The sequence below is a fragment of the Undibacterium sp. WLHG33 genome (genome assembly GCF_049544815.1).
Classification (GTDB): Bacteria; Pseudomonadota; Gammaproteobacteria; order Burkholderiales; family Burkholderiaceae_D; genus Undibacterium.
The window spans coordinates 745,449-760,852 of record NZ_CP186697.1; the positions used below are offsets into that span (position 1 = coordinate 745,449).

Genomic DNA, 15,404 nt, shown 5'->3' on the forward strand with positions numbered 1-15,404 from the left:
GAATTTATCAAAAGTAAATTCTCATTTCATCTACTTACAATTACCCGTTATTTAAACACGGTGCCTGAGAAAAAACATTATCACATTGGAAATTAATTGCTTTTTATTTTCCAATAGCACAACTGTATAAGGCAACCCGGTGTCTTTAGCGGTAAGGAAGTGATATTTCCAGGGAATTTGCCAGGAGACTATGCAAAAACCACGCCGGCAAAAAAACGGTGGCAGAACAGAATGAGGAGGTGATTTATTCTTCGCTCAGTGAGCTTGAGGAACCCGTGCAAGCAACCAGTCAACGACGGACTGTATTTTCTTTGTGGCCTGATTATCCGGACGATAATGCAGGAGCGGACATTCGTATGCCAATGCCTCTTCGACTTCTGCATCTTCAGGGATCACATAAGGCACCATACGCTCAGCCAGTTGCGACGCGAATAAGGCAGACACGTCCTGTGCCAGTTGCCGCTTCGCAGACTGATTAATCACATAAGCCGAACCTTTCAACCGCGAAATGGGTGGCCGGTAAGCAGTGATCAGTTCTTCCATTTCAGGCAGGGTGGAATAAGAGGCAGCGTCCGCCAGCACCACTACCAGCACGTAATCTGCTGCATGAATTGCCTGCTTCATGTAAACCGAGGGTCCGGGTGGAGTGTCGATTAAGACAATCGCATTTTCCGGCAAATTCGCTTTTTCCAACTTCAAGCGCAGCCAGTCATCCTGTTGCTCCAGAACACTCTCAAAACGCAGACGCTGAACTTCTCCACCACTGCCGTATGGAGAAAAATAGACATGGTATGGACTGCCATGCGTCACGCCTGCTAGCCTGGTACGCGGGCCGGTCAGTGCACTGATTCCTTTGCAATTGCTCTGTTCCAAGCCGCCGAGATGCCATTGCAGTGCATTCTGTGGGTCGAGATCGATCACCAGAGTGGGGTGACCACGCTGAGCAATACCGAATGCAAGGTTGGCAGATAGCGTAGTCTTTCCTACGCCACCTTTTGCTGACACAACAGCGATCACAAACATGGAACCCTGACCTCAATTTTAAACCGGTAAAAAAACTAAGCGGTGCCGCCGACTGTCAGACCATCAATCCGCAGACTAGGCTGACCAACGCCGACCGGCAGACTCTGTCCCTCTTTACCACACACGCCGATACCAGAATCGAGGCGCAAATCATTGCCGATCATGGACACATGGTTCAGTACTTCAGGTCCATTACCTATCAGGGTTGCACCTTTGACCGGATAACTGAGCTTACCGTTTTCTATCATATAAGCTTCGCTGGCAGAGAACACAAACTTACCATTCGTGATATCAACCTGACCACCACCAAAATTCACAGCGTATAAGCCATTTTTCACAGACGCCAGAATTTCTTGCGGATCTTTATCTCCGGCCAGCATATAGGTGTTGGTCATGCGTGGCATCGGTAAATGGGCAAACGATTCACGACGGGCATTCCCCGTAACTGCCATCTTCATTAGACGCGCATTCATCGTGTCCTGCATATATCCCTTCAGTATGCCGTCTTCAATCAGTGTACTGCATTGGGTTGGATTACCCTCATCGTCAATATTGAGCGAACCGCGGCGATTCCGCATCGTGCCGTCATCAACGACCGTCACACCTTTTGCAGCAACGCGCTCACCGATGCGGCCGGAGAACGTACTCGATCCTTTGCGGTTGAAATCACCCTCAAGACCATGACCCACCGCCTCGTGCAGCAATACGCCGGGCCAGCCAGGGCCAAGCACGACCGTCATTGGCCCCGCTGGTGCCGGGCGTGCATCCAGATTCACCAGAGCAGACTTCACAGCCTCATCAGCATATTGTTCAAGCAAGGCATCAGAAAAATAGGAATAATCATAGCGACCACCGCCACCGCTGGAACCCATTTCACGACGTCCGTTCTGTTCCGCAATCACGGTCAGCGAAACGCGTACCAGAGGACGGATATCTGCTGCCAGCGCACCATCGCTGCGGGCTACCAGAACGACATCGTATTCACCGGCGAGCGACGCCATCACCTGAACGATACGAGGATCTTTCGCACGCGCAATTTTTTCTATACGCTCAAGCAAACGTACCTTCTCGTTGGCGTCAAGAGAATGCAGAGGATCATCATGTAAATACAAATCCCGCCCCTGAATTCCGTGCAAAGCGGAAGCGACTTTGATCTTGCCCGCCCCCTGAACCGCAATCGTTCTGGTTGCTTTGGCCGCATCAGACAAGGCTTTTTCAGATATTTCATCCGAATAAGCAAACGCAGTTTTATCGCCGGAAACAGCACGGACACCCACGCCCTGGTCGATAGAGAAACTGCCGGTCTTCACAATGCCCTCCTCGAGACTCCAGCCTTCGCTGCGGGTGAACTGGAAATATAGATCAGCATAGTCCACACGGTGAGTGAACATAGAACCAAGCACTTTCGACAATTTATGGTCGTCCAGACCAAATGGCGTCAATAAAATGTCACGTGCAATAGCGAGGTGGTTCAAGGCTGAATTTGAAGAACTCATAAAGTAGATTAACCAATACAAAAGAATGCAATATATGCATTGTAAAACAACTCAGCGACGACAACAGTATGCTGATAACTTACACTTGAAGTTGAGCCATCCTGAGAGGTAAGCCGGATGGCAACTATAATTTCCGGTGTTGCAACGCGGGCAGACTGGTGCGGATCTGCTGCAACAATTCCGCATCGATGTCACCGCTGACCATCCCCTCACCTTCGGGCAATTCCGCGAGAATTTTCCCCCAAGGATCAATCAACATACTGTGCCCCCAAGTACGACGGCCATTGATATGTCTGCCACCCTGCCCCGATGCCAGAACATAACACTGATTCTCTATCGCTCTGGCGCGCAACAGAATTTCCCAGTGCGCCTGACCTGTGGTGTAAGTAAAAGCAGCAGGAACAACGATCAGAGAACAAGGCCCCATCGCGCGGAATAATTCAGGAAAGCGTAAGTCATAGCAAATAGACAGACCAACCCGGCCGGCCTCAGTTTCAAAGGTGGCTACCTGTTCGCCGGCAGTAATGGTACGTGCTTCTTCGTATGACTCATCGCCTTTGGAGAAACCGAACAAATGAATTTTGTCGTAGCGAACGCGCTGCACTCCCTGCGGATCAAATACCAGCGTCGTATTCATGACTTTGCCAGTTTCGGCTGATTGCAGCGGGATAGTGCCTCCGATCAGCCAGACCTTCAGCGAACGCGCCATTTCCGCTAAAAATTCCTGCATAGGGCCGCTGCCGGCAGGCTCGGCAATCGCCAGTTTATCGGTATCCTGCAAGCCCATTAAAGGCCAGTATTCCGGCAATAACAGGAGTTTGGCACCGTCGCCTGCTGCACTGGTCAGCAGACGTTTTGCTGTCGCCATATTGTCTGCCAGAGTGGCAGAAGAAACCATTTGTATCGCTGCAACTTTCATCATTCACCTTTCCTGGCATCTGGCTGTCGATGCTCAACGGCAACGTCCTGACTGTCCTGACGCTCAATTTTTTTCACCAGAGGATCCTTCCACGGGCCACTCACCATATATTCAAAGGTAAAAGCCTTTGCCAGCGGTTCACGTAAGAACAATTGCGCGAGGAAGGTTCCCAGACCAATAACGGGATTCACCGCTAGTCCGTACACCACCGACGCCGCGCCGGCATTGATAACCGGAATGACCACTACATGCAATTGCTGGGATTCATTGACGATATCTGCGTTACCCGCCATCACCACGGTCGCATTCACTCCGCGCATTTTCAGATTATCAGTGCGGGCTACACCCTGCACAATCTGCGCGCTGCCGGTAATGGCATCAAATGCGAAGCCTTCAGAAAATATATCCCGGAAATCCAGAGTAAGGCGTCGTGGCAAGGACTGCATACTCAGCACACCCAGCAGCTTTGCGGCCCCCGGATCGACCTTTAAAAACTGCCCGGCGGCCAGATCGAGCTGCACTTTGCCGCTCATACTCGGAATATCCATTGCATAGGGCAGGCCATTCCATTTCACGTCGCCATCCAAACGTCCGCGCCCGCCGCGTACAACATTGGCAAAACCCAGCCTGTCCAGCAATTGCCCGGCGTTCGTAATGTCGAGCACGTAATTGAGTTGCGTTACGCTACTCCCTGCACGGTTGCCCCAACGCCCGGTTGCCCTGAGTTCCGCATCCGGATTTTTCAATAATACTTTACTGAGCAACCATTCACTGGATGCGCCACTCATCTGATTACTGGCTTGCAGTTCCAGTCTGCCGAGCTTTTTATTGAATACCTCAAAACTATCGGCAACGATATCGAGTCCCGGTATCTGGGTACTGCTGCGCTTATCCTCCAACAAATCACTGACATCGCTGGTCGCCGCTTGCGGGATCGTCAGCTTGCTTAAACGTGCCGTCACCGTGCCCGGTCCCGCCGGCCCTGCCGTCCCAGCTTTGACACTGCCCTCATTCCAGCTGATATGCCCAGAAACCTGACTGGCGTCGATATTCGCCTGCCACAGATCATTGTGATGAGACATACCCATCACCACGTGATCCAGCTGCTTACCCAAGATATGCAACTGACCGGTTTTTAATGCCAGTGTGCTGATGTCGAGATAAGGAGCAATATTTAAAGCAGCACCGCCCTGCGCTGCTTTGCCCGTAGTACCGTTCAATGCAGAGGTGTTCGTCGTATTCCCAACTGCGGTATTGACGGAACTTGTATTTAAAACGCTACGCCACTCGTCCGCTTGCAGTACATTCGCTTCAATATTGACCGCCACGCCGCGCAAAGGCTCGGGCGCAGGCACATTCACACCGATACCGCCACGCAAGAGCTGCCAGTTGGCTTGCTTATCGGTACTTTTCTGACGTACGTATTTTGCATGCACTGCATTACCAAGATGCATCCGCAACTCATCCTGCAAAACGCTGCTGTCAGCTGTGTTCTGTGGCACCAGTTCGATGCGCAAGGGCATCAACTCCGTCGCATTTTTTTTCAGGGGTGCGGGAAAATTGAATGCCATTCCCTGTAAATTCGATTCAATCACGATTTCCGGTAATTGCTTTTTCACGGCAATCGTTGCGGTGTAGCGACTGGTACCGTCTATTTTGATTTGCTCGCGATTTGCAGCTGGCAGCATCTGCCGTACACCCTCACCAGTGACGCTGCCATCAAGCCGGACGCGAATACTGTTATCTTTTTGTGAGCCGCCGCTGATGACAATTGGACCACCCAGCGCACTTCCCTTCAGCGTCCCGAGATTGACGCCGCGCTCGTTAAATTCGAGTTTGCCATTGACCCCGGTGACCAGTGGAATACCGGGTTGCAGTACCACGTCATTATTGGCGAATTGCAGTACGCCGTTGACTTTTGCATCGATCATATGACGCAGCGGTAATTGCAGCTTTAAAGTTAAACCTGCGTTCGCACTTGCTTTCGACTCTGCCAGGAAATGCCCCAGCCAGCCAGCCACAGGACTTGCACTGACGTATGCCAGCATGGTCTGCAACTGGCCGCTGGCGTTGCCATCGATATTCAGGACAGATCCCGCACTTAATAAATCGGGAATCACCGCTTTCACCTTGCGCAGATCTGCCCCCAGAGTTTTCGCTGTGTCACCGTTAATTTCCATTCTGGCGCGCTCAAAGATGAAATTGCCTTTGATATCGTCAATGACCGGCCATAAAGGCGCCTTACCGCCTTCGGCCAGTTCGCCAGCGGTGAAATCCAGTTTGCCGCCGCTCAGACTGCCTTTGACCAGAAACTCCCCTTTATTCCTGGAGTGCGGGTCACTCGCAGAAAACGGGAAATGCGCGAGATCACCGCGAACACGCACAGTCACATCATCGGCACGGCCATCCAGTATGCTTTTCGTCAGCCAGTGACGCAAATCTGCTTCGGCGACGGTGGGAATATAGCGTTCGAGTCGCTTCAGATCAAAGCCGTCAATATGCGCAGTTAAGTCGACCTCACCGGGTTGCGGCTGCGCAGATGCACGCATAGACATGACGTGTTTGCCGGACAAAGTGGCATGCATACTGTCTTGCGTCATATCCATCTTATTGATCTGAAACACCAGCTTATCGTCCGCCTGAAATTTCCAGTTCGCCTCCATTTGCAGGCGATCGAACGGCATCACAGGATCGATGAAATAACTGGTGAGGCGTAATGACAGATCTTTGGAATCGAGTGAAAAATTTCCACCGCGATCACTCGCATCCACAGTACCGGATAAATTTTCAAAGCCGGGAATCGCTGGAACGGCTGCTTTCGCGGGTGTTTTTGCAGTTTTGGCCCGGGCTAACTGTGCAGGTTGCGGCCGCATGGACAAATTAATAAATTCGCCCTTCACTTTATATGCAGCCACATCCGGATATGTTCCCTGCCAAGAGGCAGAAAATTCCTTTAACTGACCTTTTGGCGCAAAATCCAGCAACATCTGCCGCTGGTCTGCAGGTAAGGGTAAGTGTCCGGCAAAGTTAGCCAGAATTTGTAAGTCCAGAAATTTGGTGTACAGCTCAACCTTCGCCGACTGATTGCCTGTGCCCGGGGTAAAACTTTCCCTGATAGTGGTTGGTGGCATGACCGAACCATCCCTGGCTTTCATATAAAAATCGGTCAGCGCAATGGTGTGTCCGGCTTTACCGAACAAGGACGGCAGATATTTTTTGCCAAGATCGGCTTTTTCACTGGCGGTGACGCGGCCACGGATTTCCGCCATATCCAGTTCAGGCAGATCTTTGGCAAATTGACCTTGCACGTCAACGAGCCTCAGATCGGCACTGACATCTGCGACGCGGCCGCGATCGAGTCGCAGCCAGGATCGTACTGCACCATGTCCCTGACTGATATCGCCCGGATAATCAATATACGAGCGCAATGCATGCAGATCGGTACTTTGCAGATCGGCATACAGTTCGCCGCTCCAGTTGGAGAAATCCGACACTTGTCTGGTGAATGCCGGATGTTGCACATCGCCGCGGATATCGACCGGCGCAGATAAGGCCGCCGGAGGCGTTGCACGCAAGGCAAACTGGTGGTGACGCCAGCGATTGCGCAGAATCAGGCTGACATCATTGAGTTGTAATTCCGGCGCCTGACGCACCCGGTCATTCCAGCGCAAAACGCCTTGCCTGATGACAATCTGATGCTGTGCCAGCACCCAGTCCAGCCCCTTGCCGTCGCTTTTCTTTTTCGGATCGATAAAAAAACCGCCGATATACAATTTGCCGTCGGTATCGCGCTGAATATCGAGTACTGGCTGATGCAGCTCGATGTTGTCAAAGCGCAGATCAAGCAGCGCCAGACTCCACCACGACAGCGTCGTCCTGACTTCAGGCAGACGCAAGGCCGCGTTGCCATGCTGGTCAAGCATCTCCACATTCTGTAATACCAGTTGCGGATTAAGCCCTTGCCAGGATGCCTGCAATGACACCATGTGCAATTCGCGTCCGATCGCACGGCTGACCATGGTTTCCACTTCCTGCTTGTAATCAGCCACGTGTGGCAACACCAGATAGCGCAACACCAGTACGAGGGCGCAGAACACAAAGTACAGCACCAGCACCGCACGAAGAAAAAAGCGGAGCCCGCCACCGCAAGCGGCAAAAGTATGCGACAAAAGGCGACGCCAGCGCGAGCGTGCTGGCAACACTGGCTCCTGATCTTCCGCAGCAGAAGGCTGAGAGGCGGGAATATCCGTTCTCATTTAAGCAATGACACTATTCTGCCGACGAGGCACTGGTCACTGGATATACCGCAATTTTCAACATACTCCCCTATATTTCTCTTCATTTCACCCAATTGTCCGCATAAACATTGGGGTTTAAATAATACTCCCCCGGAGTATATTTATGCCTTCCGGGAGAAACTTCACACTTCTTTGATTAAGACGCCCGCAGCCGATCAAGATGACTTAGAATCGAAGCAACACTGCAATAGGACTTACGCAAAACCGCGCTTTCCCGACATTGACTATGAATCTCACGCCACCCGACCAAGCTGACCTCCCCGATATTCTGAATGCATCGCGTTTCCTGCAACGCTGGCTACAAGGCGGCAGCGACCGTCAGACAATGTTGGACGAGATTTCAAGATTATCCTTGACCCCGGCGATTTTTGCTCAGATTTTACAAAAAGAAATTTCATCTGGCGCGACTCTGAACAAAGCCATGCGTCGTTTGCGCAACCTCGTCGTCTGCACACTGATCAAGCGCGATCTGTGCGGCGACGCCGACATGAACGAAGTGGTGACAACCATCAGCGAATTTGCTGACTTCGTCGTGCAACAGCATCTGGCCGCCCTAAATGCAGAAATGCAGGAGTTATACGGTACGCCGACCGGGGAAGAAAGCGGCCGCGCACAGGAAATGATCGTGCTCGGCATGGGCAAGCTCGGCGGCTATGAACTCAATGTCTCGTCGGATATCGATCTGATCTTTTGCTATGCCGAAGATGGCGACACCGTTACCAGCGACAGCACGCAACGCAGCTTGTCGAATCATGAATATTTCACCCGCCTCGGAAAAAAGCTGATTGCCGCGATTTCTGAAGTAACCGAAGACGGTTTCAGTTTCCGCGTTGACATGGCATTGCGCCCGAACGGCGCCTCCGGGCCGCTGGTCGCCAGCTTTGGTATGGTCGAAGAATATTTTCTGATTCAGGGTCGCGAGTGGGAACGTTATGCCTGGGTCAAAGCACGCGCCATGACTGGCACAGCGGAAGATATAACCACGCTGGAAAAAATTATCCGCCCGTTTGTCTATCGGCGCTATCTCGATTACGGCTCGATTGATTCGCTGCGCTCCATGCATGCCCAGATTCGTGCCGAAGTGGTACGCCAGGAAAGCAAGCACCCGGAACGCAGTAATAATGTAAAGCTCGGTCGCGGCGGCATCCGTGAAGTGGAATTTCTGGCACAGGTCTTTCAACTGATACGCGGCGGTCGTGACACCAGCCTGCGCGACCGCTCGACCCGCAACACCTTGAAAACGCTGGCTGACAAAGGGATACTCGACACCAGAATAGTGCAACAGCTAATTACTTCTTACACTTTTTTGCGTAACCTGGAACATCGTTTGCAATATCTGGATGATGCGCAAACGCACACTTTCCCGGCGCAGACAGAAGACCAACTGCGCGTTGCGCAGATGATGCGTTGCCAGACTGTGGACGAACTACTGACGCAATTGCAGCCGCATCGCGCCTTTGTCGCGGAACAGTTCGACGCCATTTTTAAAGATAAAGCAGACAACAGTACAGAAGCAGCCCAATACTTGCTGACGGCCAGTCTCGGCAGCAGCGACAGCGAAGAACTACTGACATCACAACTGACAAGCGCAGGCTTCCATGAGGCGGGCGATGTTGCGCGCAGACTGATCGCCAGTTGGCAATCAGCGAAAATTCAGAGCTTGTCTGAATCGAGCCGCACAAAAATGATTGCGCTGATCAACAATGCTTTGCCGCAGATTGCCAGACTGGAAGAAATGCAACTGGCTTGCTGGAACCGTCTGCTTGATTTTCTCGAAACCATTGCGCGTCGATCTGCTTATCTGTCTTTACTGACCGAATATCCGCACGCGCTGGAACGCGTAATCCGTATGATGGCCGCCAGCGACTGGGCCGCCAAGTTCCTGACACGCCATCCGATTCTGCTGGATGAACTACTCGACGAATCATCGCTGCACCAGCGTCCTGACTGGAGCAGCTTTGAGCAGGATCTGCAGCGCCAACTCAGCCAGCATCAGGGCGACACGGAACGCCAGATGGAAACCCTACGTGAATTGCACCATGCAATGCAATTCCGCTTACTGGCTCAGGATTTGGAAGGCCAGCTCAGCGTTGAGCATCTGGCGGATGAACTCTCGAAACTCGCTGATCTGATCGTGGCCGCAACCTTACAGGCCGCATGGGAAACCATCGCCGGCAGGCATCGCGAAGTGCCGCGCTTTGCCGTGATCGCCTACGGCAAACTGGGCGGTAAAGAACTCAGTTACGCGTCGGACCTGGATGTGATTTTTCTGTACGATGATGACGATCAGGAAGCGCCCGGTAATTACGCCAAACTGGCACAGCGCTTCATCACCTGGATGACCAGCCATACACCGGCGGGCATACTGTTTGACATTGATATTGCGCTGCGTCCCGATGGTGCCAGCGGATTATTGGTGTCGTCGCTAAGCTCGTTTGCCCGCTATCAGGAAAAATCCGCCTGGTTATGGGAACATCAGGCACTGACCCGCGCCCGCTTTTGCGCCGGTGACAGCGGGATAGCACAGGAATTTGAACGTATCCGCGATCAGGTATTACGTCAGCCCAGAGATGCTGTCAGCTTATCGCAGGAAGTCGTCAGCATGCGCAAAAAAATGCGTGACGCCAACATTAACCGGAGCGAATTATTTGACCTCAAGCATGATGCTGGCGGCATGATCGATATTGAATTCATAGTGCAGTATTTAGTGCTCAGATATGCCCACCAGTATCCGCAGCTGACCGCCAATATCGGTAATATCGCCTTGCTGAAACTATGTGGTGAGCTCGAACTGATTGATGCTGATCTGGCTGGACAAACTGCCAAAGCCTATCGCTGGCTGCGCAAGTTACAACATGGCATACGCTTGCAAGGGGAAGACCGTGCTCGCATCGCTGTCACCAAGGTTGCCCGGGAAGCAGAAGCAACCCGGCAATTATGGGACTCGCTGTTTGGTAAGGACATCACCCCAGCCTAAATCCCCTCCGAATTTCCGCCTGTCTCAGGGTAAGGACGACACCCAAACGCCTTTGCCCTGCATCTGCTCCCCTGACTGGTTCTCATCAGCCATTCCTCTTTTCATTATCGGCAAATACCAGTCGCCCAAGCAAAGCCGCGACCGGCATCAAATAACACCTTTAGCATGCCTCGCTCCCCCGCCCTCGCGGCAACATCAGCACCGATGCCAGACACTGCCTCTGTCACCCGCAACATATTCTTTGAAAAAAATAAACACCAATGCAAATGAGATTAATTCCTATTTACATTAACTAAAATCTTGTTTACACTACGCTCAAATCTTCAACACCACTTGGGAGTACATCTTGAAACGTAAACAAACGCGCCAGCCAGATAGCCTACGCACCAATGACACGAAGTTCACCTCCGTGAACAAAACCAGCATTGCCATGGGCATTTCCAGCGCGATGTTTATTCCTTTAGTAGCGATGGCGCAGACAACCCCGGCAAAACCTGCAGATGACAAAATGCAGGTACTGCCAGAAGTACAGATTTATGGCAAAGCGCTGGATCCGAACCCGAATGCAGAATCTGGCGTGCCTTACAAGGCAAAAACGTCTGGTGACTCCCGTCATACTCGCCCGCTGGCAGAGACACCACAGACCATTTCTGTCATTACTAAAGCAGCTATCGATGATTCCGGTCTGACTGAGCTGAAACAGATTCTGAATGCACAGCCCGGCATTACCCTCGGTACCGGTGAAAATGGTAACGCCTTCGGCGACCGCTATATCATCCGCGGTCAGGAAGCGCGTAGTGACGTTTTCGTTGATGGTCTGCGCGACCCCGGAATGACGACACGCGAAAGTTTCGCGATTGAACAATTAGAAATCTCCAAGGGGCCAAGCTCCAGTTTTGCCGGGCGCGGCAGTGCTGGTGGCGCGGTCAATGCCATCACAAAACAGGCAACTTTAGATAAGGACTTCTCCAAAGTGTCTATCGGGGCAGGTACTGATAATCAGAAACGTGTGACCGCCGATGTGAATAAAGGCTTTGGTGATAATTTCGCTTTGCGTGCCAACGTGCTCTACGGTGATGAAGGCATACCAGACCGCTCACCATCGAACCGAAATCGTAAAGGTGTGGCTCTGTCTGGACTGTGGGAAGCCAATGAAAATCTGTTTGTAACGCTGGATTACTATGGTTTGCGTACCGAAGATAAAGCACCGGATCTTGGTTACTATCTGGTTGGCACGGTGCCTGACCGCGTTCCGGCAAAAAATGTTCCGGTATATGCGCAGGCCAATGATTTTCTCAAATCAGATGTCGATACGCTGACCGCCCGAGTCAAATGGAAAATCGCCCCGGCGCTCACGCTCAACAGCCTGACACGTTACGGTAAATCAGGTAATTCCTATGTTACGACCGGTGCATCCAGCGCAACCCGCTACGATGGCGCGACTGGTAAAGCTTACACGACAGGCGTGCTTGATAACGGGCATACCGGCTGGCAGGACGTTGACTACTTCGCGCACCAAAGTAATCTGCGCTGGGATAAAGAATTGCTGGGTCTGAAGCACGAATTCATCTTTGGTGCAGAATACACAGATCACAAAGTGGTTTCCGGTAACTTCGCCATCAGCAACACCGGTGCATTTAACTGCAAAACAACCGCAGGTATCGGTGCAAATAACGGCTATTGCTTTACTGATAGCAATGGCGTTCCCGTCAGCAACCTGAACACACTCGCTGGTCGTAACGGAACCCGTCTGGGCTGGACACAGAACTGGCAGGTAAAAACGATCGCACTGACGGCGATGGATACCGTTGATCTGACGGATCGCTTCACGGCATTTGGTGGCTTGCGTGCCGATTATTTTGACCTGTCACTGATCCGCCGCAATAATACAACCGCAGCGATCACTGGCGACTACAGCTACAACGACACGCTGGTCAACGGTCACCTCGGTCTGAGCTATAAAGTCACGCCAAAACTGATCGTCTACGGCAGTGTGGCAAGCGCACAGGATATCAACGGCGGTGAAGCAGATGCCGGTACCAGCAGCGGTTACGGTGGTGCTGTCCTGTATCAAAATCAGATCGCTGGTGCTAAACCTGAAACTTCGATCAATCTGGAACTGGGTGCCAAGTGGAATCTGTTTGACGACAAATTACTCGCAACGGCAGCGATATTCCAGACTAAAAAATCGGACGTGATGGAAGGCGCCAATTACGACACGATCGGTACTTTCAACACGGGTAAAAATCGTGTACAGGGGATTGAGTTTGGTCTCGCTGGTGATGTGACTGAGAAATTGTCAGCACAAGTCGGCCTGGCAATACTCCGCTCGAAAGTGCTGGACTCAGCAACCGCGTCGAATATTGGTCGCCCTTTAAGTAACTTCGCAGAAAAATCATTCTCTGCACAAGCGAAGTATCAGTTGACAAACGCGTTCTCGTTCGGTGCCACTGCCCGCTACGAAAGCGACCGTTGTGGTGGTCAGCCAGACACTGCGGCTGGTTACACTGCAACTGGCTATTGCTCGCAACCCGTGCCGTCATTTGCGGTCTATGATGTGTTCGCGGCCTATCGTTTTTCCAAAAAACTGGATCTGCGCGTGAATGTGTTAAACGCGACAAACAAGGACTATTACACAGCGGTTTATCGTTCCGGTTCATTCCTGTACAAAGGTGATGCCCGGGCAGTCCGGTTAACGCTGAACTATGAAATGTAATCTCGCTGCAAAAACCATTATCAACGCAATATAACGTTAGATACCATGTCGGGCACTTGCCCGACATTTGCTGATATGACCAATACCACCTCACAGGCGCAAGCTCCGCTCAGCACTATTCCACCAGACATACGCTGCGCACAGGATTACGAGCGTCTGGCGCAACAATTCATGGCGCTCCCCCACTATGAATATGTTGCCGGTGGTTGCGGTCGAGACATCACTGTCGCGGCGAATCTGAACGCATTCGCCCAATGGGCGATTTATCCTCGTCTGCTGCGTGACGTCACCGCTGGGCATATCCGACTGACGCTGGGTCAGCAAACATTCCCCCACCCGATTTTCATGGCACCGGTTGCATTTCAGCGGCTTGCCCATCCGGCCGGAGAAATAGAGACTGCCCGTGCCGCACAGGCGATGCACAGTTGCATGGTCAGCAGCACGCTGTCATCTGTCCGCATGGAAGATATTTCTGCGGCCGCCAATAATGGCGGCTCGCCGCACTGGTTCCAGCTATATTTTCAGCCCCGACAAAATGACACTCTGGACCTCATCAACAGAGCCGCCAATGCGGGCTTCAGCGCCGTTGTCGTCACTTTAGACGCATCGATTCAAGCCGCCAGCTTGCGCGCCCAGCGCGCTGGTTTTCGCATACAACAAAGCTGTTTGGCGGCCAATCTGCGCAATCATGCTGCCCCTGAGAACATCACACTCGGTCCCGAGGAGAGCCGCGTCTTTCAGGGCATCATGCGCGATGCGCCAACCTGGAAAGATCTTGAGTGGCTGATGGCCCAGACATCGCTGCCGGTCTGGGTAAAAGGTGTGTTACATCCCGACGATGCACGCGCACTGCAAAACATGGGCGTGGCTGGCCTCATCGTCTCAAATCACGGCGGGCGTAGTCTGGATGGTGCCCCTGCCAGCCTCGATGCGCTGCCAGCCATTCGTGCTGCCGTCGGTAGCAGTTTTCCCTTGTTGCTCGATAGCGGCATACGCTCTGGCAGCGATATATTCAAAGCCCTGGCATTGGGTGCAGATGCCGTTCTCATAGGCCGCTTACAAATGTACGCACTGAGCGTCGCTGGTGCTCTGGGCGTTGCCCACATGATCAAGCTACTGTGCGAAGAACTCGAAATATGTATGTCGCTGGCTGGTTGCGCGACACTGAAAGAAATCAATCGCGGCGCGTTAGTGCGATGCGGCGCGTCGGCCACGTCCACGGATTGCCCTCCTCACGACAACAGTCACGAATAAATGAGATGAAATTATGCTGATTACTATTGATCACGTATTGAGTAAGGAAGAAGTAAAACAATTCCGCCGCCATCTGGATACAGCGGACTGGAATGACGGTACCAAAACAGCCGGAACCCTGGCGCGGAATGTCAAACGTAACGCGCAGATTGACGATAATTCAGAAATTGCGATCAGCCTTGGCAATCATATTCTGCGTTCGCTCGGGAATAATCCTCTGTTCGTATCGGCAGCATTACCACGCAAAATATATCCCCCAAAATTCAATCGCTATGCTGACGGCGGCACTTATGGCACACATGTGGACAGCGCGATCATGCAGATACCCGGCACAAATCTGAGTCTGCGCACCGACTTATCAGCCACATTATTTCTGGCCGAGCCGGATGAATATGAAGGCGGCGAGCTGGAGATCGAAACGGAATTCGGTGTGCAGGCAGTCAAACTGGAAGCCGGCAATATGGTGTTGTATCCATCTTCCAGTCTGCATCGGGTCATGCAAGTTACCGAGGGCGCCAGAGTCGCTTCGTTTTTTTGGATAGAAAGTCTGGTTCGTGACGAAGGCGAACGTGCGATGCTGTTCGACCTCGATCAGACTATACAAAAACTGACACCCGCAATTGCTGCAAGCGATCCTCGTTTGCTCAGTCTGACCGGCGTCTACCATAATTTGCTACGCCGCTGGACGATTACCTGAATATCCGTTTCACATTACCCTCAT

At 52.2% G+C, this 15,404-nt stretch carries 8 protein-coding genes; 4 read left to right on the plus strand and 4 right to left on the minus strand.

What is annotated here, in order from left to right:
• Positions 1–255: 255 nt before the first annotated feature.
• From bcsQ to ACOTSW_RS03445, 4 genes are all read right to left on the minus strand, one after another.
• Complete coding sequence (gene bcsQ / locus ACOTSW_RS03430) at positions 256–1,023, minus strand: cellulose biosynthesis protein BcsQ (RefSeq protein WP_423681014.1); 768 nt, start codon at positions 1,021–1,023, stop codon at positions 256–258.
• Between the two features lie 35 nt (positions 1,024–1,058).
• Positions 1,059–2,519: a metalloprotease TldD gene (tldD, locus tag ACOTSW_RS03435; RefSeq protein WP_423681015.1), complete on the minus strand. Its 1,461-nt coding sequence runs from the start codon at positions 2,517–2,519 to the stop codon at positions 1,059–1,061.
• 124 nt (positions 2,520–2,643) lie between these two features.
• Positions 2,644–3,441 (minus strand): carbon-nitrogen hydrolase family protein, encoded by a 798-nt coding sequence (locus ACOTSW_RS03440; RefSeq protein ID WP_423681016.1) that lies wholly within the window; start codon positions 3,439–3,441, stop codon positions 2,644–2,646.
• The gene (locus ACOTSW_RS03445) at positions 3,438–7,694 is read right to left on the minus strand and encodes a YhdP family protein (RefSeq protein WP_423681017.1); all 4,257 of its coding nucleotides are present in this window, start codon (positions 7,692–7,694) and stop codon (positions 3,438–3,440) included. The genes ACOTSW_RS03440 and ACOTSW_RS03445 overlap by 4 nt, the downstream gene beginning before the upstream one ends.
• A gap of 268 nt (positions 7,695–7,962) precedes the next feature.
• Between ACOTSW_RS03445 and glnE the strand changes: the two genes are divergently transcribed.
• The 4 genes from glnE (at position 7,963) to ACOTSW_RS03465 (ending at position 15,380) form a co-directional block, all read left to right on the plus strand.
• The gene (glnE, locus tag ACOTSW_RS03450) at positions 7,963–10,713 is read left to right on the plus strand and encodes a bifunctional [glutamate--ammonia ligase]-adenylyl-L-tyrosine phosphorylase/[glutamate--ammonia-ligase] adenylyltransferase (RefSeq protein WP_423681018.1); all 2,751 of its coding nucleotides are present in this window, start codon (positions 7,963–7,965) and stop codon (positions 10,711–10,713) included.
• Between the two features lie 346 nt (positions 10,714–11,059).
• On the plus strand, positions 11,060–13,429 hold the full coding sequence (locus ACOTSW_RS03455) for a TonB-dependent receptor (protein WP_423681019.1): 2,370 nt from the start codon (positions 11,060–11,062) through the stop codon (positions 13,427–13,429).
• A gap of 45 nt (positions 13,430–13,474) precedes the next feature.
• Positions 13,475–14,683, plus strand: a complete 1,209-nt coding sequence (locus ACOTSW_RS03460; RefSeq protein ID WP_423681020.1) for an alpha-hydroxy acid oxidase — start codon at positions 13,475–13,477, stop codon at positions 14,681–14,683.
• A gap of 13 nt (positions 14,684–14,696) precedes the next feature.
• Positions 14,697–15,380 (plus strand): Fe2+-dependent dioxygenase, encoded by a 684-nt coding sequence (locus ACOTSW_RS03465; protein WP_423681021.1) that lies wholly within the window; start codon positions 14,697–14,699, stop codon positions 15,378–15,380.
• Positions 15,381–15,404 lie beyond the last annotated feature (24 nt).